At 54.0% G+C, this 21173-nt stretch carries 20 protein-coding genes; 13 read left to right on the top strand and 7 right to left on the bottom strand.

Features of this window, described 5'->3' with window-relative positions:
• Positions 1–8: 8 nt before the first annotated feature.
• The 7 genes from BLP45_RS09990 to BLP45_RS09960 form a co-directional block, all read right to left on the bottom strand.
• A complete protein-coding gene (locus BLP45_RS09990) occupies positions 9–2555 on the bottom strand; it encodes a 3-hydroxyacyl-CoA dehydrogenase/enoyl-CoA hydratase family protein (RefSeq protein WP_090372194.1) in 2547 nt (848 codons plus the stop codon).
• A gap of 32 nt (positions 2556–2587) precedes the next feature.
• The gene (locus BLP45_RS09985; protein ID WP_090372293.1) at positions 2588–3004 is read right to left on the bottom strand and encodes an acyl-CoA thioesterase; all 417 of its coding nucleotides are present in this window, start codon (positions 3002–3004) and stop codon (positions 2588–2590) included.
• 135 nt (positions 3005–3139) lie between these two features.
• The gene (locus BLP45_RS09980) at positions 3140–4957 is read right to left on the bottom strand and encodes an AMP-dependent synthetase/ligase (RefSeq protein ID WP_090372192.1); all 1818 of its coding nucleotides are present in this window, start codon (positions 4955–4957) and stop codon (positions 3140–3142) included.
• 90 nt (positions 4958–5047) lie between these two features.
• Positions 5048–7447, bottom strand: coding sequence for an acyl-CoA dehydrogenase (locus tag BLP45_RS09975; protein ID WP_090372191.1), 2400 nt, complete (start codon positions 7445–7447; stop codon positions 5048–5050).
• A 64-nt stretch (positions 7448–7511) separates the two neighbouring features.
• Positions 7512–7871: a BON domain-containing protein gene (locus BLP45_RS09970; protein WP_090372189.1), complete on the bottom strand. Its 360-nt coding sequence runs from the start codon at positions 7869–7871 to the stop codon at positions 7512–7514.
• An 88-nt stretch (positions 7872–7959) separates the two neighbouring features.
• Positions 7960–8874, bottom strand: coding sequence for a tRNA (adenosine(37)-N6)-dimethylallyltransferase MiaA (miaA, locus tag BLP45_RS09965; protein ID WP_256327774.1), 915 nt, complete (start codon positions 8872–8874; stop codon positions 7960–7962).
• 112 nt (positions 8875–8986) lie between these two features.
• Entirely contained in the window at positions 8987–9361 is a 375-nt protein-coding gene (locus BLP45_RS09960; RefSeq protein ID WP_090372291.1) for a YajD family HNH nuclease, read from the bottom strand.
• Positions 9362–9523: 162 nt separating this feature from the next.
• Between BLP45_RS09960 and BLP45_RS09955 the strand changes: the two genes are divergently transcribed.
• From BLP45_RS09955 to BLP45_RS09895, 13 genes are all read left to right on the top strand, one after another.
• Positions 9524–10642, top strand: coding sequence for a 3-deoxy-7-phosphoheptulonate synthase (locus BLP45_RS09955; protein ID WP_090372185.1), 1119 nt, complete (start codon positions 9524–9526; stop codon positions 10640–10642).
• A 206-nt stretch (positions 10643–10848) separates the two neighbouring features.
• Complete coding sequence (locus BLP45_RS09950; protein WP_090372183.1) at positions 10849–11763, top strand: cobalamin-binding protein; 915 nt, start codon at positions 10849–10851, stop codon at positions 11761–11763.
• Positions 11764–12002: 239 nt separating this feature from the next.
• The gene (gene ispH / locus BLP45_RS09945) at positions 12003–12956 is read left to right on the top strand and encodes a 4-hydroxy-3-methylbut-2-enyl diphosphate reductase (protein ID WP_090372289.1); all 954 of its coding nucleotides are present in this window, start codon (positions 12003–12005) and stop codon (positions 12954–12956) included.
• A 192-nt stretch (positions 12957–13148) separates the two neighbouring features.
• Positions 13149–13673 carry a 3-deoxy-manno-octulosonate-8-phosphatase KdsC gene (kdsC, locus tag BLP45_RS09940; RefSeq protein ID WP_090372181.1) on the top strand — a complete coding sequence of 175 codons (525 nt, stop codon included), beginning with the start codon at positions 13149–13151 and terminating at the stop codon, positions 13671–13673.
• 213 nt (positions 13674–13886) lie between these two features.
• Positions 13887–14459 carry an LPS export ABC transporter periplasmic protein LptC gene (gene lptC, locus BLP45_RS09935; RefSeq protein WP_090372179.1) on the top strand — a complete coding sequence of 191 codons (573 nt, stop codon included), beginning with the start codon at positions 13887–13889 and terminating at the stop codon, positions 14457–14459.
• Between the two features lie 265 nt (positions 14460–14724).
• Positions 14725–15264: a lipopolysaccharide transport periplasmic protein LptA gene (gene lptA, locus BLP45_RS09930; RefSeq protein ID WP_090372178.1), complete on the top strand. Its 540-nt coding sequence runs from the start codon at positions 14725–14727 to the stop codon at positions 15262–15264.
• A 41-nt stretch (positions 15265–15305) separates the two neighbouring features.
• Positions 15306–16028: an LPS export ABC transporter ATP-binding protein gene (gene lptB / locus BLP45_RS09925; RefSeq protein WP_090372176.1), complete on the top strand. Its 723-nt coding sequence runs from the start codon at positions 15306–15308 to the stop codon at positions 16026–16028.
• Positions 16029–16077: 49 nt separating this feature from the next.
• The gene (locus BLP45_RS09920) at positions 16078–17550 is read left to right on the top strand and encodes an RNA polymerase factor sigma-54 (RefSeq protein ID WP_090372287.1); all 1473 of its coding nucleotides are present in this window, start codon (positions 16078–16080) and stop codon (positions 17548–17550) included.
• Between the two features lie 18 nt (positions 17551–17568).
• Complete coding sequence (hpf, locus tag BLP45_RS09915) at positions 17569–17901, top strand: ribosome hibernation-promoting factor, HPF/YfiA family (protein ID WP_090372174.1); 333 nt, start codon at positions 17569–17571, stop codon at positions 17899–17901.
• 136 nt (positions 17902–18037) lie between these two features.
• The gene (locus BLP45_RS09910) at positions 18038–18505 is read left to right on the top strand and encodes a PTS sugar transporter subunit IIA (protein WP_090372285.1); all 468 of its coding nucleotides are present in this window, start codon (positions 18038–18040) and stop codon (positions 18503–18505) included.
• On the top strand, positions 18492–19439 hold the full coding sequence (hprK, locus tag BLP45_RS09905; RefSeq protein ID WP_090372172.1) for an HPr(Ser) kinase/phosphatase: 948 nt from the start codon (positions 18492–18494) through the stop codon (positions 19437–19439). Before BLP45_RS09910 ends, hprK begins: the two co-directional genes overlap by 14 nt.
• Positions 19440–19518: 79 nt before the next feature.
• On the top strand, positions 19519–20355 hold the full coding sequence (gene rapZ, locus BLP45_RS09900) for an RNase adapter RapZ (protein WP_090372171.1): 837 nt from the start codon (positions 19519–19521) through the stop codon (positions 20353–20355).
• A 180-nt stretch (positions 20356–20535) separates the two neighbouring features.
• Complete coding sequence (locus BLP45_RS09895; RefSeq protein WP_305367075.1) at positions 20536–21168, top strand: flavin prenyltransferase UbiX; 633 nt, start codon at positions 20536–20538, stop codon at positions 21166–21168.
• The last annotated feature ends 5 nt before the right edge of the window (positions 21169–21173 follow it).

Here is a 21173-nt window from a genome sequence, read left to right as displayed (position 1 = left end):
CTTTAACGTTAGTTTCTCAGCGGCTTTCCCGTCTTCAGCGTATGTTCCACGCGCGCTTGCGTTTTTTCGGTTGCCAGCAACTCAATAAACGCGGCGCGCTCCAGCTCCAGGAACCAGTCTTCATCGACCAGGCTGCCGGGAGTGAGCTCGCCCCCGCACATGACATGGGCGATCTTGGTTCCGATGAGGTAGTCGTGCTCGGAAATGAAATTACCTTCCCGCATGTTGACCAGCATGCCTTTGATGGTAGCGATACCGGTGGAGCCGGCTACCTGAATATTGCGGTTTTTCAGAGGCGGGCGATAGCCCGCTTCAGCCAGCGCGACTGCTTGGGCCTTGGCGACGTAAAGCAGTTCAAACCGGTTCATCACTATCTGATCGGCGCGCCGCAGATACCCCAGCTCCTTCGCCTGCTCGGCGCTTTTTGCCACTTGCGCGGTTGCGGCGCTCTGAAAATAATTTTTCAGCAGCGGAAAAGGGTCGCCATTTTTCGTATCCTGCGATGCTCTCAAGGCAAGTTCTTTGCACCCCCCGCCGGCCGGTAACAATCCCACGCCGGCTTCCACCAGGCCAATGTAGCTTTCCATTGTCGCTACCGCGCTGTCGCAGTGCATCACAAATTCGCAGCCGCCGCCCAAGGCAAGGCCATCCACTGCCGCCACTGTGGGAATCATCGAATACCTGAGGTCCTGCGAAGTCTGCTGGAATTGCGCAATCATCGCTTCGACTTCCGCCAGTTTTCCCGCCATCAATGCATCGGCAAGATTAAGGCTGCGAGCAGCTTTAAGGACGGCGGACTGTGCTGTTTTCCGGAGTTTTTTTGCCAGTACGTTTAAAGTAGAAGGCGCCTCGCCGCTTTTCAGGCGCTCCGTGGCTTTTTGCAGATTGGCGCCAGCCGAAAACGGGGGCTCCGTCTGCCAGATTACCAATGCGCGCCAGTTGCGCTCCGCTTCATCGAGAGCCTGCTGTATTCCGTCCAGTACGTCGCTGCCGATGGTATGCATCTTGCTCTTGAAGCTGAGAATGGCGATGCCGTCGTCGACCGCGCTTTTGTTGGCGGACTCGCCGACGGTATGCCACATCCGAATCGAGTCGGTCTCGAATATGGTTTCGCCGTATTGCACTTCTTCACCCAGCAACCGATCCGGAAACAATTGTCGCCGGTACACGGGAAGTGCGTAGCGCGGGCGAAAGACGTTTGTGGACGGTGCATAAGAGCCATGCACCCTGTGCACGCCCTGTACATCCAGATTGACGGTCCGGCTAACGCCTTGCCCCACTTCCCGCACCCAGTCGGGCAGTGGCGCCGCGCTCATGCTTTTGCCCGCGGCGATGTCCTCATTGATCCAACCCGCAATTTCGCCCCATCCCGCCGCTTGCCAGATTTCGAATGGCCCCTGATTCCAGCCGAAGCCCCATCGCATGGCAAAATCCAGGTCGCGCGCGTTATCGGCGATTGCAGCGAGGTGGACCGCACAATAGTGAAACAAATCACGGAATATCGCCCACAGGAATTGCGCCTGCGGATGTTGGCTCGCCCGCAATGCTGCAAATTTCTCCGCGGGATTTTTACGTTTGAGCAATTCCTTGATGTCATCGTCAGCCGTGCCCGCGGAGGACCGGTATTCCCCGCTGGCCGGATCCAGAACCTGGATTTCCTTGCCCGCTTTCTGGTATACGCCGCGTTTGCTTTTCTGTCCCATCGCCCCATTGTTTATCAGGGCTTGCAACCAGCCGGGCGCTGTATAGTGCCTGTGCCATGGATCTTCCGGCAGGGTATCGCGCATGGTATTGATCACATGCGCAAGGATATCCAGCCCCACCACATCTGCGGTACGGAAAGTAGCGCTCTTGGGACGGCCGATGAGAGGGCCGGTTAAAGCGTCCACCAGGTCGAACCCAAGGCCGTATGCCCTGGCGTGGTGCATGGTGGCGAGCAGGGAAAATACGCCCACGCGATTGGCAATAAAATTGGGCGTGTCCTTTGCGCGGATCACGCCCTTGCCCAAATAAGTGACCAGAAATTTTTCCAGGTCGTCCAGCATCGCGGCGTCGCTTTCCTTGCAAGCGATCAACTCAACGAGGTGCATGTAGCGTGGCGGATTAAAAAAGTGGATACCGCAAAAACGGTGGCGAAGGTTCTCAGGGAAAGCACGCGACAGCTGATTGATGGAAAGGCCCGAGGTATTGCTGGCAAAAATCGTGTGCTCGCCGAGATGCGGCGCTATTTTTTTGTACAAATCTGTTTTCCAGTCCATGCGCTCGGCGATGGCTTCGATCACGATATCGCAATTCCTGAGCAGCTCAAGATGCTGGTCGTAGTTCGCAGGCTGGATAAAAACCGCCTTGACCGGAATCGACAGCGGCGCCGGCTCCTGTTTTTTCAGGTTTTCTATTGCCTTGATCACGTTGGAGTTGGGGTCTCCCTGCTTGGCGGGAAGCTCGAACATCAGTGTTTCGATATTGGCATTGATCAGATGTGCCGCGATCTGGGCACCCATCACCCCTGCACCGAGAACGGCGGCTTTGCGCACGATGAATTGACTATTATTCAATGTTGCCTCCAGTTTGATACAGTGGTTTTACCTCATTCCGGCGGAACCACCCGCGGCTTGCGATTCTCATCCACCGCTACGTATGTCAGCACCGCGTCTGTCACTCTGCAACAGACTTCATCACTTCCTTGGCGCAGCCCTCGCTGTGCATAGACCGCGACATCCACCGTGATGGAGGTGCGTCCAACCTTGATGATTTCCGCATAAAAACTCACCACGTCGCCGACGAATACAGGCTGTTTGAAAACAAAGGAATTCACCGCCACGGTGACTACCCGTCCACGGGCACGGCGCATTGCCGGCAAGCTACCGGCGATGTCCACCTGCGCCATGATCCAGCCACCGAATACATCGCCGGCATAGTTTGTATCCGTCGGCATTGGCACCAGGCGCAATATCGGGTCGAGCCCTTCAGGCAGGGGCGCGTGGATTTCTGCGTTATCGTTCATTTTTTCCAACAGGTCCAATTGCCGGATTCACATTGAAATAAGAAAATCGCAACCTCATCCTCGTCCATAGAGCCGCATTGCTTTGCAGGGTCATCCTATAAGTACCGCTCCGACAAGCTAAATTTGAGCGTGGCTTCAATGTCCCTCGTAGAGTCTGGCTATTTCGGTCCGGTAACGATCCAGCACCCGCCCTCGCCTGAGTTTCAAGGTAGGAGTGAGCATGCCATTTTCGATAGTCCATGGCTCCTGCACCGGGGCCACGCGATATATTCTTGCATAGCCCGGAAACTCGCGGATCTGGTGGCCGATTCTTTCCAGCAGAATTTCTTCAAACGCCTGGTTCTGCAACAGGAGGCGCCAGTCACGATCAAGATTGTACTGCCCCGATATGCTTTCCCAACTGCTGGAATTCACAACTGCCAGCACACTTAGGTATGAACGTCCTTCGCCAACCAGCATTACCTGTTCGAATAAGGGGTCACGCAGAATCGCCGCCTCGATATCCGCTGGCGAAACTTTCTCACCGGTAGACATAACGATGATTTCCTTCAAGCGGCCGGTGATGGTTATCCGTCCGTTCTCATCGATATGAGCGATGTCGCCCGAATTCAGCCATCCGTCAGGTGTCATTATGGCCTTGGTTGCCTCCGGGTCGTTCCAATAACCGAGCATTACGTTGGGACCGCGAATCAGTAATGCGTTATTTTCGCCGAGCTTCACTTCCACCCCCGGGATAGGCCGCCCCACACTCGCCGGTACATTGTCCTCAAAAGTATTGCTGCATACCACCGGGCTGCTTTCGGTCATGCCGTAGCCTTGCAGGATAGGCAGGCCGAGGCCGATAAACACTCGTGAAACTTCGGCCGACAATGCCGCCCCGCCGCTCATTGCCCCGCGAAGCCGGCCACCCAATTTGCTCATTACCTTGTTCGCCACCAGTTTCTCGAGCAGTGGCCACAACAGGTGGGAAATATGCCAGGAGCCACGCTGTTGCTGATACTCGAAGCGGCTGTAACCGATTTCAACCGCGCGGTTAAACAGTTTACGGTTCAACGCGGGTCCTTCCGCAAGCTTGGCGCGAATCCCGGCATAAACCCGCTCGTAAATTCGCGGTACCGAAACCAGAATAGTGGGACGAATGATGAGCAAATCTTCTTGCAGCTGCTGAATCGAACGGGCGTAGGCGACAGTGGCGCCACACATCATTGGCACATAGTAACCAGCCGTGCGCTCAAAAGTGTGTGACAGCGGCAGAAACGAAAGCAGCAGGTCATCCTGCCATACCGGTACGCCCTGCAAGCAGGCATGGGCGTTGGTAAGTATATTGTAGTGGCTCAGCATTACTCCCTTGGACCGGCCGGAGGTGCCGGAGGTGTAGATGATAGTGGCCAGCTGACGTGGATCGCGGTCGACGTGCTGCGTTTCTCCGGCCTTCTCAGGCAGCCAGTCATGCAGCGCGAGAACGAGGCTATCGTCAACTTTTTCGGGGTCGCTTTGGATCGTCACGACGCGTACCAAGTTGCCAATCTGACCGCGTACTTCAGAAAACGTTTGCCATTGCGCCAGCTCTTCCAGCAATAATACCTTGACGCCGGCGTCGTGCAGAATATAGGCTGCGTTCTCCGCGCGATCAGCCGTATAAAGTGGCACCACCACGAGCCCAAGCCTGAGCGCGGCCTGTTCGAACATTACCCACTCGGGGCAATTTCTTAGCATCACCGCAACGCGATCGCCCGGCAGCAGTTTCTCCTGGAACAGTGCAGCTTGCCAGCGCATGACGCCCTGATCCATTTGTTCCCAGGTCAGGTCGCGCCATTTGCCGCTGGACCGGTCGTAATCCCGATAAGCAACCATCTGAGGCGAGCGGCGTACCCGCTCGCTGAACAGGCCGTCCAGGGTTCCGGCTACCTCCACCGGAATAATGTCCATCAGGTTGTGTTGCCTGGTTTGCATTGCTCATCTCCGCTCTTCATACGTTTTTATTGGTCATTTATCCCGCGTTCTAGCAGCCTGTCGAACCTAAAGGAAATCGGCTGCGATTCTTCAAGTTTGAGAGGCCTGCTGATGTGCCACCTCGCCGGGCATTTCCTGGACCACTTTCGGAACTGCTTCCGCCGGCCCAGGTTCAGCTTGCGGCTCGCTGCCAAAATCCGGGGGAAAATCGTCCACCATAATGACCTGGCGGCGCAGGGACTCCATTTTTCCCATTAACTCCAATTCGGTAGCGGTGATGACCCGCTGCTTGAGGGCATCGGCAATTTTTTCATCCCCCTTGGCGGGAATGCGGCCTGTCTTGACGGCCGCGCGCAGCTTGGCTTCTACTGTTTCGGTTACAACAGCGCACTGCAGCGCCTGCTCCAGAATGTACAGCGGTTCGCCGTCGGATGTGGGCATATAGATACCCGACGTAAGGCGGTCGCGCACCTCCCCCGGTGTCAGCATCAGTTGGGCGACTTTGTGGCCCAATTCATCCGACGGCGGTGAGAACGGCTTGCCCAGAGGGAATACAAGAAACCGCAATAATCGCACCCTAACGGCGCTGCCGGGAAAATTAGCCAGCAGACCGTCGAATGCCTGCTGCATGCGGTACAGTGCATCCCGCACCGACCAATGCAGCAACGGCAAATCGGCCGCGGGACGGCCATCGTCCTTGAAGCGCTTCAGCGTCGCCGAGCATAAATAAAGCATGCTGAGAATGTCCCCAAGGCGGGCGGACAATCTTTCCTTGCGCTTCAGCGATCCGCCCAAAGCCAGGAGGGAAATATCGGCTAATAACGCGAAAGCGGCGGAGAAACGCGTTAGTTGACCATAGTAACCCTGCACTTCAGGGTCAACACTGCCCGGAGCACCCGCAAGAAGGCCGCCAGTCAGTCCATGCCACAAGGAACGTATGCCGTTCCCGATACTGAAAACGAAGTGTCCCATCAATGCAGTGTCAAATTCAACCGAGGCGCGCACAGCATCTCTGTTGCTCGCCGCCCGGATCTCTCTTAGCACATAAGGGTGACAGCGTATCGCTCCCTGACCAAAAATAATCATGTTGCGGGTAAGGATATTGGCGCCTTCCACTGTGATGCTGACCGGGATATGCTGGTAATTGCGCCCAAGGTAATTGCTGGGTCCCAGGCAAATACCCTTGCCGCCGTGGATATCCATTGCGTCGTTAATCGCCTGGCGGCCGCGTTCGGTGAGGTGATATTTCACGATGGCCGAGATCACGGAGGGCTTTTCCCCCAAGTCCACCGCCCCGGCAGTCATTACCCGCGCTGCATCCATCATGTAGGTGTTGCCGCCGATGCGCGCCAGCGCTTCCTCCACGCCTTCAAAGCGTCCTATTGGAGTCTTGAATTGCACCCTTACCCTGCCATATGCGCCGCTGCTACGCGCCGCCAGCTTCGCTCCCCCGGTACTGGTAGCAGGTAAGGAAATCGAACGTCCGACGGCAAGACAATTCATCAGCATGCGCCAGCCGTAGCCCACTCCTTCGCGGCCGCCGATTACCCATTCCATGGGAATAAATACGTCCTTGCCGGAGTTGGGACCGTTCTGAAAAGCCGCGTCGAGCGGGAAATGGCGACGGCCGATGTTGACTCCAGGCGTACTGGTGGGAATCAGCGCCAGCGTAATGCCGAGATCTTTCTCTTCGCCGATTAGACCATCCGGATCATGCAGCTTGAACGCCAGTCCCAGGAGTGTCGCCACCGGGCCCAGGGTGATGTAGCGCTTTTCCCATGTGACCCGCATCCCCAGCACATTTTGATTTCCATCGAATTCCCCATGACAAACGATGCCGAAATCGGGAATTGCACCCGCATCTGAGCCTGCGTCCGGCCCGGTAAGGGCGAAACAAGGTACTTCCAGTCCTCTCGCCAGACGTGGAAGATAATAGCTTTTCTGCTCTTCGGTCCCGTAGTTAAGCAGTAGCTCCGCCGGTCCCAGCGAATTCGGCACCATTACCGACACGGCCGCCGTACCGCTGCGTGAGCCGATTTTCATCACTACCTCGGAATGCGCCAGCGCCGAAAACCCGTGACCGCCATATTGCCGAGGGATAATCATGCCGAAAAAACCATTATCCTTGATGAATTGCCAGACATGGGGGGGCAGATCGTGCAGCTCGCGCGTAATGTGCCACTCGTCCAGCATTCCGCACAATTGCTCCACCGGGCCGGCGAGAAAGGCTTTTTCCTCTACGCTCAGCTTCGGCTTCGGATAAGCCAGCAATTTGTTCCAATCCGGTTTGCCACTGAACAGGTCCCCGTCCCACCACACGGTCCCCGCGTCCAGAGCCTCCTGTTCGGTTTGGGAAATCTGTGGCAGGATTTTTCGGAAAATTTTTAGCAACCGATTCGAAATGAGAGCACGCCGCAACGGCGGGACGAAAAGAATAACGCCAAGAACGACAACCAGCGCCAGCAGCAGGGAAGAGAGAAACGTGCTCAAGTTAATTTTCCTGGGTAAATGTCGAACAATTGCATCATATTCCCTTATGGGAACCCGCGGATGATCAATTGCTTACCTCACTGCCGCCACCCTTCACGCTCATTTTATTGTCCACTTTCTTAATTCCTTCGGCCATCCACGCGAACATGATCACGCGATCCATCTGGGCTTGATTGTCGACAAAACCGCTAAGCAGCACCTCGCCATTGTGTGCCTCGACTTTCACATCCAGGTCCTTGACAGCCGGGTCAGTCCGCAATGAGGATTTTATTGTGGCGGTAAGCGTGCTGTCTTCCACCACCTCGCCTGCGGGAGGAGCGACCCAGGATTCATGTACCCGGTCCTCGGGTTTTGTGCAACCGGCGATGGAGAGGGCACCGGCGAGCGTTGCGGCCACCACGGCCAATCGATATTTATCGTTCATGCTATTTTCCTCCCAAATAAAGTTGATCTAAAAACTGTCAATCGAAATTCACATTGATAAACGGTGAATTACTATGATGATCAGGACTTCATCGCGCGTGCAAACCAGTTTCAAGCAAATACTTCCGCACCTGTTCCGATAGAGTTTCCGCCAGGCAATCGAATTCCTTAACTTCCTTCATCGGACGCAGCCAGGTGAGCTGCCGTTTTGCCAGCTGCCGCGTCGCGGCAAGCGCCATTTCGTACATTTTTGCCAAGCCGACTTCGCCGTTCAGATACATCCACACCTGCCGGTAGCCAACACAGCGCATTGAAGGACTTTCATCCTCCAGGCAGAATTTATCACGGATTGCGCGAACCTCATCGATCAATCCCATCTTGAGCATTTCGTCGAAGCGATGCGCAATACGCTGATGCAATACGTCGCGCTCGGCGGGGATCAGGGTGATGCCCGTCACACGGTAAGGAAGGCAAACATGCCTTGGCTTTTTCAAAATTTCGGACATGGGCATATCGGTGAGATAACACACTTCGAGGGCGCGCTGGATGCGCTGGCTGTCAGTTGGCTGGATACGTGCCGCACTGGCCGGGTCCAGCCGCCACAATTCTTTATGCAACGCGGGCCAACCGTTCGCTTCGGCTCTGGTTTCAATTGCCATGCGGATGTCCGCGTCGGCGGAGGGAAGTTCGGAAAGGCCCTTTGTGAGTGCCCGGAAATAAAGCATGGTTCCGCCAACCAGCAGTGGAATATTGCCTCGCTGCGTAATCTCGCGCATTGTGGCGAGCGCGTCGCCAAGAAATCGCGCTGCGGAATAACGTTCGTGCGGTTCGATTAGATTGATGAGATGGTGTGGCACCGCCGCCATGGTTTTCGCATCCGGTTTGGCCGTGCCAATATTCATATGCCGATAGACCTGGGCTGAATCCACGCTGACGATTTCCACCGGGAAGTGCCTGGCAATTTCCAGTGCAACGCTGCTTTTACCGCTTGCCGTAGGCCCCATTAGAAAAATTGCAGGCGGGCAGACCGCAGAATCGTGATTTTTTTGTTTTGTGCTTTGCTCTGTCATGAATGGATGGGGCACCGGCTTGGCCGGATTTACTTCGATCAGACGATTATTTCTTGTCTTTCAGCAAGGCCTTGAGATCTGCGAATGGATTATGTGTGGCCCCGGTTTTCCGTGTGCCGCTCGATGCCTCGTTACGTCCGGTGTTATCCAGATATCGGGAATGCTCGTTTTCGTGGCAGTAAACACACAGCAATTCCCAATTGCTGCCATTAGCTGGGTTGTTGTCGTGATTGTGATCCCGGTGATGCACCGTGAGCAATTGAACATTCGCACGCGTGAATTCGCGCGCGCAGCGGCCACAGACCCATGGGTAAATCCTGAGTGCCTGTTCGCGATAAGTCATATTCCGCTGTTCCCGGCTGCGCCGGGCTTCAGCCACGATATGATCCAGCTTATTGTTGTCCGGTGACTTAGATGGCATGGGTTCGTCGGAGAATAGGAGCGAATCTTGAAACATACGCAAAATGCAGCCTGAAAAGCGATTAAACGACATATTCGATTGCATGGCAAGCATCGGTTTTTTCGGTTAGAATTCTGTTTTTCCGTCGCGCTTCCGTGCCGGTTTCGACACTCCATACATTCCATGATTCTTGTCTTAAGCCCGGATACCCGGCCTGACAGTCCCGAATACAAGCAATTATTGACCCACCTCACTAATTTGCCGGGTATTTCCACGCGTGTACATAGCGAAGTCGGCGTTGAGCAGACGCTTACCGAGGTATATTTGATTGGCAACACCAAGGCGTTGCCCATTGAGGATATGCAAAGCTTGCCATGCGTCGAGCAGGTTGTCCGGATTTCGGAGGAGTATCGTGTTCTCGGACGGCACAAGGACGACCATAGGCCTACTTACTTCGACTATAACGGAGTGCGCTTTGGCCAGGATACGCTTAATGTATTCGCCGGGCTATGCGCTGTGGATACGCTGGAGCATGTCGAGTTAATGATGCAAGCGCTACGCGACCATGGACAAGTATGCACCCGCATGGGCGCCTATAAGCCGCGTACCAGTCCTTACTCATTTCAGGGCCACGGTAAGGCTTGCCTGCCTTACGTATTCGAGCTGGCCGGAAAATACGGCATCAAGGTGATAGCCATGGAAATCACCCATGAGTCCCATGTGGAAGAAATTTGCGAGGCGCTCTATCGGACCGGCAATGCCACCGGTGTCATGCTGCAAATCGGCACGCGCAATACGCAAAATTTCGAACTGCTGAAAATCGTTGGACGCCAGCAGGATTTTCCAGTGCTGATCAAGCGCGGTTTTGGCATCACCCTGGACGAATCGCTTAATGCCGCCGAATACCTGGCCTCCGAAGGCAACCGCAAAGTGGTCTTTGGCTTGCGCGGCATGAAAACCAATATGGCGGACCCCCACCGCAATTTTGTGGATTTTGCCCATGTGCCTGTGGTCAAGCGCCTCACGCGCATGCCGGTGTGTATCGATCCTTCGCATTCAGTCGGCGCGCGCGCTTCCTCACCGGACGGCATACTTGATATCATGCATGCGACTGCCCAAGGCGTGATTGCAGGCGCCAACATGGTGCTGGTGGATTTTCATCCGGTGCCGGGCAAGGCGCTCGTGGATGGGCCGCAGGCGCTGCTGATCAGGGAACTGCCGTTTTTTCTGGATGATATCCGCATCGCGCGGGAGGCCTACGAGCAACGCGAGGCCCTGGCCAGCCGTTATCAGGAGGCGTAGTTTCTTTCTGCGCTCTCTATGGAGCATCTCTGGAAATCTGATGGGTGAGTACCGCTTTATGAAAATTGCCCGCTTATTTGCCGTGTATTGGAACTTTGCGGTATATATTGGAACTTCGGGTTTTTCGCGTGCTCTGAGGAATACATTTTCAGGCTTGAGCATAATTATTTTTCCAGGCTTATACGAATAGAAATGCCATTAATAAAATGCGGCGCGGCATTTTAGCGCTGTTTGTGTTTTCATCATTCCTGTCGGCTGGTATTGGCGTTGCAGGCGCAGTCGATATTGCAGGGCAAGCCACGGCGATTAGCGTGATTGACGATCGCGGGCATAGCATCCGCCTGGATTACTCCGCCGGCCGCATCATTTCGCTTTCTCCCAACATTACCGAACTGGTGTTTGCTGCCGGAGCAGGCGCCAAACTGGTGGGTGTCAGCCGCTACAGCGACTACCCGGAGGCCGCCAAATCCATTCCAGAGGTTGGGGATTCATCCCACCTTGATCTGGAGAGAATCATTGCACTCAAGCCCGATCTGGTGATCGCGTGGGGAAGCGGCAATACTGTCTCGGATATCGGGAAACTTGAAAGACTTGGCCTGACCGTTTTTGTCACTGAAGCAATCAGGCTGGAAGACGTGTCGCGGCTACTGCGAGCGGCCGGCAAGCTGGCAGGGACGTCAACGCAAGCAGAACGGGCGGCAAGAGTATATGAAGCGGAGCTCGGGCAAATCAAGCGCAACTATGGCGGCCGGCGGCAGATTGGCGTGTTTCCGTTAATCTGGCATCAGCCGCTCATGACAGTGAATGGAAATCATATAATCAGCGACATTATCCGCATGTGCGGGGGCGCTAATGTGTTTTCTTCCGCATCTTCCCTGACGCCGGTGATATCCGCGGAAAGTCTGCTGAAAGCCGATCCTCAGGCAATCATAAGCAGCATATCGCTTGAATTTTCTGGAATTGGGGTGAGAGAACTGTTGCGGCGGTTATCGCACGTTAGCGCAGTCAGGAGTAATCATTTATTTTTTGTGCACCCTGATCTCATACACCGCCAGACCCCCCGCATGTTGCAGGCAGTAAAAACGGTCTGCGCGCAATTGGAGGAGGTTCGGTCAAGCTAAGGAAAAAAATGATGAGCGTAACCTGCAAATTTAATTTGTAAACGACGGTATGCTCTCAAGCTTTCGTCGGGGCGTAATCATGATTTTTGGAGAAGCGGGTTTTCTTGAGGGAATAATGATTCCATCGGCTTTTGTGATGGATTAAAGTACACTATTGCATAGGCCATAAAGGAGCGCGCGCGTTGGAAAACACACAGTACTTGCACCCGGATGAAGAAAGTTTTTATGGAGAACAACCAATGATCAAAGTATTGCTTGCAAACCCCAGAGGTTTCTGCGCTGGCGTGGATCGCGCCATCGAAATTGTCGAGCGGGCGCTGACGATGCACGGCGCACCGATTTACGTGCGTCACGAGGTGGTGCATAACCGCTTTGTGGTGGAAAATCTGGAGAAAAAGGGTGCCGTATTTGTCGAGAATCTCGATGAAGTGCCCGTTGGCAGCATTCTGATCTTTAGCGCTCACGGTGTTTCCCACGAGGTGCGACGAGAAGCCGAGGCGCAACAGTTTAAGGTATTCGACGCCACGTGTCCGTTGGTGACCAAGGTACATATTGAAGTAGCAAAGATGCGCGAGCAGGGCAGGGAGATCATCATGATCGGCCACGAAGGTCACCCGGAGGTGGAAGGCACCATGGGGCAGGCTGAAGGGGATGGTCCTTGCATGTACCTGGTGGAAACAGAAGAGGATGTCGACAATTTACAGGTCAAGGATCCGACTCATCTCGCTTACGTAACCCAGACGACGTTGTCGGTGGATGATGCAACACGGGTAATCAAGGCTTTGAAAAAACGCTTTCCGAAAATCACCGGGCCGAAAAAAGACGATATCTGCTATGCCACGCAAAATCGCCAGGATGCGGTCAAGATGATGGTAAAGCAGTGTGATCTGGTAATTGTCGTGGGTTCCCCCAATAGTTCCAACTCCAATCGCCTGTGTGAGGTCGCAAGAAACGCCGGCGTGGATGCGTATATGATAGATCGCGCCGAACAATTGCAGGAGAAGTGGCTGGAGGGAAAAGAGCGGATCGGTATTACCGCCGGAGCCTCCGCGCCGGAAGTGCTGGTGCAGGAAGTCATCTCACGGCTCAGGCAGATAGGAGCAGGACAAGCGGGAAGAGAAGTGGTAGTGGAGGAATTGAGCGGCGTGGTCGAGTCGGTGGTGTTTCCGCTGCCTAAAAATAGTACGGCGTAAGGTAAGTCAACCACCGAGTAATTTTTCTACCTATGCACCCCTCTCGGACCAAAGGAAACCGGCTGCGAGGGGCCATGGCCGGTCATAAAGGGCAATAGAGCAGTTATTGGCCTTCAAAATCCCCAATCTCTATCCTTACCGGGTCACTTTCGCCATTCAATCCATCTCCGGCGTTTAGCTGTTGGAATATCGATGCAACATATACTGGAAAAGGCGAGAAAAATTCGTCTGGTTATCTTCGACGTGGACGGAGTGTTGACCGATGGGAGCCTCTACCTCACCGACGGCGGCGAGGAGATCAAGGCATTTAACAGCCACGACGGTCACGGCATAAAAATGCTCAGGGCGAGCGGAGTCAAAGTCGCTATTATTACCGGCAGAGAATCGCGTTGCGTGGATTTGAAAGCGAAAGATTTAGGCATTACCCTCGTTTATCAAGGCGCAAAGATCAAGCTGCCTGTATTCGAAACATTGCTGAAGAAACTGGAGCTGGATGCTTCCGCCTGCGCTTACGTAGGCGACGATTTGATAGATTTGCCGGTGATGTTACGTTGTGGTCTTGCTATTTGCGTGCCCGCCGCACCTGCGCTGGTCAAAAAACACGCGCATTATGTTACCCAGCTTGAAGGCGGACGCGGCGCGGCGCGCGAGGTCTGCGAAATATTGATGAGAGCGCAGGACACGTTGGATGACCTGCTGGCGGCATATCTGAAATGATCCCGACCAGGCAGTTGACCGCTCTTGTTCGCAACGCCTTGGAAATGCCGCGGTTGGGCTCCCGTGCAGGTAGGCGGCCCTATCCCGCGGTGAGCCACCGCCGGGTCGGGAACGCATGGTTCCCCCCGCGCGATTGCCCCATTCCGCGTTTCTGCGCCTCGTCCTTCACTGCAAAAACTGCATCCGCCGCCTTGTCCAACCGCCGGAGTCAGGATGATCAATAATCTGTTCTCCGGGCTTCCTCTGGTTCTGCTTGCGCTGCTGGCGGCGTTGACATTCTGGCTGAATCAGTCGGTGCGTGCTCCCTCTACCGCACAAAATGAGGACGTGCACCGCGCTCCCGACTATATGATGGAAAACTTTTCGGCAACTCGCATGGACCACGACGGCGTGACGCGTCACGTGCTTTTCGCAAAAAGAATGCTGCATTATCCTGATGACGATACCACTGATCTGGAACAACCCCGTTTTATCAACACCGAGCCCGGCAAACCCGCCCTGCAGGTTGACGCGGATCATGCGAAGATGTCCGCCAACGGTGAAGATATTTATCTGACGGGTAATGTTACGGTGCTGCGGAAGGCAGGTAAAGGCCGGGGAGAGACAACGATGAGTACCAGCTTTTTGCATCTCATTCCTGACGATGACATTGCTAAAACGGACAAGCCTGTAGTGATTACCGAAGCGAATGCCGTTATCAAGGCGGTTGGTATGGAAATAAGCAATCGTACCCAGGTCACCCGGTTGTTGTCGCAGGTGAGAGTTGTCCATGACAAAGGGCGCTAGCAGCTTGCCAAACTTAAAGGGACGAGCTAAAAAATCTGCCCGATCCATTTTGATCGTGCTTTTTTGCTTTGAGCTTCAAATCCGGCAGGCGTTACGGTGTTAGATTGCTGCCAGATTAAATTAATCCAGGAATGGGGGGTTAAAATGTCTGGAGTGAGGTTAGACAGGCTATCAGGAGGCGACTGGTTATTCGCGCCAATTTAGATATTTTTTCGGGACGTTACACCAGGTTTTTATCAGGTGCTAGCGTATCCGCGAGGTAGGCATGAAATCATTTTTTGCCGGTTTTTTTATCGCCATGCTGTTTACGGGACCTGTCCTGGCTGAACGGGCCGACCGCGACAAGCCGGTCCATCTGGAGGCCGACCGTGCTACGGTGCAGGATGCCAACAAGCTTGCCACATTCATCGGCAACGTCGTGCTCACACAAGGTACATTGGTCATCCGCGCTGACAAAATGACGGTGAAAGAAGATGCCGGCGGCTTCCAGCACGCTACTGCTTTCGGTAATCTCGCCAGCTTCCGTCAGAAGCGTGACGGCATGGATGAATATGTTGAGGGTTGGAGCGAACGCATGGAATATGATGGCAAAGCTGAGAAAGTGCAGCTCTTCAAGAAAGCAAGATTGAAGCGAGGGGAGGATGAAGTACACGGAGATTACATTGCCTACGATGCAATCAATGAGTTTTTCCAGGTAACCAGCAACAACAATGGGGCGAGCACACAAACCAATTCAGATGGGAGGGTGCGGGCGGTGATTCAGCCGAAGAAAAAGGAGCAGAAGCCCAAGGATGAAGATCAGTAGAGTTGCAACACAGTCCCGCGGATTCCGAATTCTGAAGAAGTATGAGTGAGTTCAAAGCCGGTAAGTTAAGAAAGCGCTATAAATCTCGTACCGTGGTGCAGGAGGTGTCGCTTTCTGTCAACAGCGGGGAAGTAGTGGGCCTGCTAGGTCCCAACGGTGCGGGTAAGACCACGTGCTTCTATATGATGGTAGGATTGGTGCCGCTGGATGGTGGCAGCATATATCTGGACGAGCGCGACTTGAGCCAGATGCCGATTCATCAACGCGCGCGCTTGGGCTTGAGCTATCTTCCCCAGGAGGCTTCAATTTTCAGGCGCCTTTCGGTGGCTGACAATATCCGTGCCGTGCTGGAATTGAAGAATTACACTGCGGATGAAATGCAGCAGCGTCTTGACAATCTACTGCATGATCTGCATATCAGCCACATTCGTGCCAGCCCAGGCATCAGTTTATCCGGCGGTGAGCGCCGCCGAGTGGAAATTGCCAGGGCGCTTGCGACGCAGCCGCGTTTCATTCTGCTGGACGAACCATTTGCGGGGGTCGATCCCATTGCCGTGCTGGATATCCAGAAGATTATCCGGTTTCTTAAAGAACGCGACATTGGCGTCCTCATCACGGACCATAACGTTAGGGAAACGCTGGGTATTTGTGACCGCGCCTACATTATCAGCGACGGTACAGTGCTGGCGAGCGGTAAGCCTGATGAAATCATCTATAATAAAAATGTGAGAAAAGTCTATCTGGGAGAACATTTCCGGCTGTGAAATTAAAGATTCGGCCTGTATGAATCTGCGTTTGTTGTTTTTCCAAATTATGAAGCCTACTCTTCAGTTTAAGCTGTCGCAGCACTTGACGCTTACCCCGCAGCTGCAACAGTCGATACGATTGTTGCAGCTTTCCACGGTTGAGCTGAACCAGGAAATAGAGCGCATAGTCCAGGAAAACCCCCTGCTGGAGCTAGAGGATAGCGTAAGCAGCGACGCCTCTGAATATCGGACTACTCTACTCGATAGTCCGGCAGAGCTGTTATCCGCCGACTTGCTGGGCACGCCGGGTGAAATTCCGGCGGAGATGTCTGCCAGCGAGCTTGATTCCGGCACGAAAAATCTTGGCGATGAATCAGACTGGTTTGAAGGCGACGCAGCTTTTCGCAATTCGCGGGATGACGACGACGACCGTGATTTTCCGCAGCAGGCGGCCGAACCTCCCAGCTTACGGGAGTATCTCAATTCGCAAGTCAGCCTCAGTCAGATGCCCGAGCGGGACAGGAAAATTGTCGGTTTACTCATCGATAGCCTGAATGATGATGGCTATCTCGCTCAGGATCTGGAAGAACTTGTCAGCTTGTTGCCTCCCGAGCTGGGAATTGGTATCAACGACCTGCACATTGCGCTCGGGTATTTGCAACATCTGGATCCCCCGGGGGTGGGCGCGCGTAACTTGCAGGAATGCCTGATCATGCAATTGCATGCCCTGCCGGAAGATACGCCCTACCGGGAGCAAGCGTTGCTCCTGGTTAACAATCATCTTGATAGTCTGGCATCACGGGATTTTTGCACAATAAAAAAGCTATTGCCGTGTGACGACGAGTGCCTCCGTTCCATCCGGCGCATGATTACCAGTTTGAACCCAAGGCCAGGCACTGCTTTCAGTTCCACCGTAGCGCGCTACATTATCCCTGACGTGATTGTTACCAAGGTCAATGGGTCCTGGATAGCCAACCTTAATCCGGAGGCAATGCCGCGCCTCAAGATCAACCGCCTCTATGCCGATATCCTGAAATGTTCTCACGATGATTCTGCGCGCAGGCTTGTCAGTCAATTGCATGAAGCCAAATGGCTCATCAAAAACGTACATCAGCGTTTTGGCACCATTCTGAAGGTCTCCTCTGCCGTCGTCGAACGCCAGCGACAGTTCTTTGAGCATGGCGCAGTAGCCATGCGTCCGCTTATATTGCGGGAAATCGCGGATGTTCTCGATTTACATGAATCCACAATTTCGCGTGTGACCACACAAAAATTTATGCGTACGCCGCGCGGCATATTCGAATTAAAGTATTTTTTTAGCAGTCACGTGGCGACCGATACTGGCGGCGCCTGTTCCGCTACCGCAATTCGCGCTCTGATCAAGCAAATAGTCAATGCTGAAAATGCAAAAAAACCCTTGAGTGATGGACGGATTTCGGAAATCCTGGGACAGCAGGGCATTATGGTTGCTCGCCGTACCGTTGCAAAATATCGGGAGTCCGTTCAAATTCCTCCCGTCAATCTTCGTAAATCGTTTTAATCAGGCTTAGGAGGCATGATGAATCTCAATCTCACCGGTCACCACGTCGAAATCACTCCCGCCCTGCGTGATTATGTCGCGTCAAAGATAAATAGGATTACCCGCCATTTCGATCAGGTTATCGATGTCGATGTGATCCTGTCCGTGGAAAAACTCAGGCAGAAGGCTGAGGCCAACGTGCACCTGAGAGGCAAAGATATTTTTGTCGAGGCCGACAGTGACAACATGTATGCTTCCATAGACAGCCTGGCGGATAAGCTCGATCGGCAGATACTCAGGCACAAGGAAAAGAATGCTGACCGCCGCAATACTGACGCATTGAAGAACCATGAAATGGAACAACCGGAGTAGCGGAATCGATTCAGGAAGTTGCAATCCCAAGGTGGTTGGCCCTGTCACTTTTTTGTATAAGCACGAGAAAGCGTTCCTCGCTGAATCCGGCAGTCCAAGCCGGCTATGGCGGAATAAACGCGCTTCCTGCACCCTCATGAATCTTATTGCACAGCTATTGCCGCTATCGCATGTCATTACCGACCTGGACGCCGACAGCAAGAGATCCGTATTTGAACAGATCGGGCAGTTATTCGAAAATAATTTGCATATCGCCCGAAGTGACGTATTTGACAGTCTGTTAATTCGCGAAAAGTTGGGTTCTACCGGTCTCGGTCAGGGCGTCGCAATTCCGCACGGCAGAATCAAGGGGCTGCGCGTAGCGGCCGCCGCGCTCGTCCGCATGAAGAATCCAATCCCCTTTGACGCACCGGATGGCAAGCCAGTCTCCCTGATATGCGTTTTGCTGGTGCCAGAGCAGGCAACCGATCTGCATCTGCAAATTCTGAGCGAACTGGCACAAATATTCAGTGATAAGAATTTTCGTGAAAGTCTGCTGAAAAGCAGGAATCGGATTGAGATGCATCGGCTAATGCATAATTGGGCGCCAAATGTCCCGGATTAACATCGCACGATTGTATGAAGACAAGCGGCAAAAGCTGGGTCTGACCTGGGAGGCAGGCAGGGAGAGTGGCGGCAGGCAACTCGACGAAGACGCCATTGCGCGCTCGACACAGGGGATCATCGGTCATCTTAACTTTATCCATCCCAACTGGATACAAGTGCTGAGCGATTCCGAAGCTGATCACCTCAATCAGCTCGATCCCCCGACCTTGCGCCGGAATATGGAACGGCTTGGACAAAGCAGCCTGTGGTGCATTATTGTCGCGGGGGGCGCCCCCGTGCCAGCTTCAATAAGGGCATTTGCGGACTCCACCCAAACCCCCTTGTTCTGTTCGCCGCATCCTAGCCTGGAGGTGATTTGGTTGCTGCGCCCCTATTTGGGGCGCGCCCTGGCTCCTTCGAGTAGCCGGCACGGTGTTCTGCTGGATGTTCTGGGAATGGGGGTAATGATTACCGGCGACAGCGGGGTCGGTAAAAGCGAATTAGCGCTGGAGCTGGTGAGCCGCGGTCACGGGCTGGTCGCGGATGATGTTGTGGAACTTTACCGCATTGCGCCCGAAACCCTGGAGGGACGCTGTCCTCCGATGCTACGCGATTTTCTTGAGGTGCGTGGTTTGGGAATGCTGAATATTCGCACCATCTTTGGCGAGACTGCGGTACGTCGAAAAAAAAACATGAAGCTCATTGTGCATCTGCAAAAACCCAGCAGCGTCGACTTTAATGCCTTGGAGCGATTGCCGATCAATGATGTTACTGAAAACATTCTGGACGTGAATATTCGAAAGGTTATTATTCCAGTTGCCGCTGGGCGCAACCTGGCCGTGCTGGTGGAAGCCGCGGTGCGTAACTGTGTCCTGCAACTACGGGGCATCGACAGCGCTAAAGAGTTTCTGGCGCGGCATCAGCAGGAAATGGAAAACGGGAAAACGGGTTAAAGTTTGAAAAAGGATTATAAACTGCGTCAGGCTGAGGATCGGCGTCTTCAAATGTGCCTCTCATCCGTTCATTAATACAATGCAGGTAATTGTCATTAGCGGTCTCGCCGGTTCGGGCAAGAGTATCGCACTTACAGTTCTGGAGGATAGCGGCTACTATTGCGTGGACAATCTTCCGGCGAACCTGCTGCGGGAAGTGGCGCTTTATTTAAAAGAATCCGGACATCAACGCGCGGCGGTCAGTATTGATGCGCGAAGCCGTGAAACCTTGCACCTGTTGCCCCAGCAGCTGGCTGATTTGCGGCGGCAGGAAATGGACGTGCACCTGCTGTTCCTTGAAGCCAAAACCGATGCGCTTGTGAAGCGTTTCTCGGAGACTCGCCGTCGCCATCCCCTCAGCGATGATCGCTCGACTTTGCCGGAATGCATACAGTCCGAGCGAGAAATGCTGGGTGAGATACATGACCTTGCAAACCGCATCGACACTAGCGACTTGAGCGCCAGCGCATTGCGGACATGGATCAGGGATTTTATCAGCCTCAATCCTGCGCGCCTGACGCTCCTGTTCCAGTCGTTTGCCTTTAAGCACAGCATTCCGCTGGACTCCGACATGTTATTCGATGTGCGTTGCCTTCCCAACCCGCACTATGAGCCGCTCTTGCGGCCATTCACGGGTAAGGATGATGCAGTAATCGAATATCTCGATGCGAACATCGATGTTAATCGAATGTTCGATGACATCAGGGAATTTGTGGATGACTGGCTGCCGTGTTTCATTCGGGACAGCCGCAATTATCTGACTGTGGCTATCGGTTGCACCGGTGGACGCCATCGCTCGGTATATTTCGTGGAACGGCTGGCGCGGTATTTCACAGGAAAAACACAGGTTCTGGTGCGTCACAGGGAGTTGGATTAAAGCATCGATTCACTTGATGTGCCTATGCCGGTTCCGTAAGATTGCGGACAGCGCGAGCAAGTCTCGCAACGTTATGAATCCAATAGGTATGGAATGAGAATTGGGCGGGAAGGGCCACCTATTTATCATTTCCAGGGCGGATTGGAGCTATACTGAGAACAAGCAGTCGAGCGCTAATAGATGAGTCCCCAACAAAAACTGAATACGTCAAAAACCATTACATTAGCTTTTACCGGCGCATCCGGCATGCCATACGGCATACGTCTGCTGGAATTGTTGCTGGCCGGGGGCAATCGCGTTTATTTGCTGTATTCGCAAGCCGCGCAGATTGTCGCGCACCAGGAATTGCAACTGACGCTGCCATCGCGCGCCAAGGAGGCGGAGGAATTGTTCAGCCGCCGTTTTAACGCCGCTGAAGGGCAGTTGCGAGTGTTCGGAAGAGAAGAATGGTTCGCACCGGTTGCCTCAGGTTCCAATCCGGCGGACGCGATGGTGGTTTGTCCCTGCACCATGGGAACGCTTGCCGCCATTGCTGCGGGACTTAGTCAGAAATTGATCGAGCGGGCGGCGGATGTCATGTTGAAGGAAAGCCGGAAGCTCATTCTGGTTCCGCGCGAAACGCCGTTTTCCGCAATTCACCTCGAAAATATGCTGAAGCTCGCACGCGGCGGCGCGGTAATCCTGCCCGCCAACCCCGGCTTTTATCATCATCCGGTGAATGTGCAGGATGTGGTGGATTTTGTCGTGGCGCGCATACTCGATCATCTTGGGGTGGCTCACTCTCTCATGCCGCGTTGGGGCGCCGAAAGTTAGTTTGG

The organism is Nitrosospira sp. Nl5 (genome assembly GCF_900102495.1).
Taxonomy (GTDB): domain Bacteria; phylum Pseudomonadota; class Gammaproteobacteria; order Burkholderiales; family Nitrosomonadaceae; genus Nitrosospira.
This window is presented reverse-complemented; position numbering and strand designations above follow the sequence as displayed.

Coding starts and splice junctions, on each gene's coding strand:
- kdsC (WP_090372181.1), top strand. CDS start 13,149: ATGCAACATATACTGGAAAAGGCGAGAAAAATTCGTCTGGTTATCTTC.
- lptB (WP_090372176.1), top strand. CDS start 15,306: ATGAGTGAGTTCAAAGCCGGTAAGTTAAGAAAGCGCTATAAATCTCGT.
- BLP45_RS09920 (WP_090372287.1), top strand. CDS start 16,078: ATGAAGCCTACTCTTCAGTTTAAGCTGTCGCAGCACTTGACGCTTACC.
- ispH (WP_090372289.1), top strand. CDS start 12,003: ATGATCAAAGTATTGCTTGCAAACCCCAGAGGTTTCTGCGCTGGCGTG.
- BLP45_RS09980 (WP_090372192.1), bottom strand. CDS start 4,957: ATGCAAACCAGGCAACACAACCTGATGGACATTATTCCGGTGGAGGTA.
- hprK (WP_090372172.1), top strand. CDS start 18,492: ATGTCCCGGATTAACATCGCACGATTGTATGAAGACAAGCGGCAAAAG.
- BLP45_RS09910 (WP_090372285.1), top strand. CDS start 18,038: ATGAATCTTATTGCACAGCTATTGCCGCTATCGCATGTCATTACCGAC.
- BLP45_RS09985 (WP_090372293.1), bottom strand. CDS start 3,004: ATGAACGATAACGCAGAAATCCACGCGCCCCTGCCTGAAGGGCTCGAC.
- hpf (WP_090372174.1), top strand. CDS start 17,569: ATGAATCTCAATCTCACCGGTCACCACGTCGAAATCACTCCCGCCCTG.
- BLP45_RS09895 (WP_305367075.1), top strand. CDS start 20,536: ATGAGTCCCCAACAAAAACTGAATACGTCAAAAACCATTACATTAGCT.
- BLP45_RS09960 (WP_090372291.1), bottom strand. CDS start 9,361: ATGCCATCTAAGTCACCGGACAACAATAAGCTGGATCATATCGTGGCT.
- BLP45_RS09970 (WP_090372189.1), bottom strand. CDS start 7,871: ATGAACGATAAATATCGATTGGCCGTGGTGGCCGCAACGCTCGCCGGT.
- lptA (WP_090372178.1), top strand. CDS start 14,725: ATGAAATCATTTTTTGCCGGTTTTTTTATCGCCATGCTGTTTACGGGA.
- rapZ (WP_090372171.1), top strand. CDS start 19,519: ATGCAGGTAATTGTCATTAGCGGTCTCGCCGGTTCGGGCAAGAGTATC.
- miaA (WP_256327774.1), bottom strand. CDS start 8,874: ATGGGGCCTACGGCAAGCGGTAAAAGCAGCGTTGCACTGGAAATTGCC.
- BLP45_RS09950 (WP_090372183.1), top strand. CDS start 10,849: ATGCGGCGCGGCATTTTAGCGCTGTTTGTGTTTTCATCATTCCTGTCG.
- BLP45_RS09955 (WP_090372185.1), top strand. CDS start 9,524: ATGATTCTTGTCTTAAGCCCGGATACCCGGCCTGACAGTCCCGAATAC.
- lptC (WP_090372179.1), top strand. CDS start 13,887: ATGATCAATAATCTGTTCTCCGGGCTTCCTCTGGTTCTGCTTGCGCTG.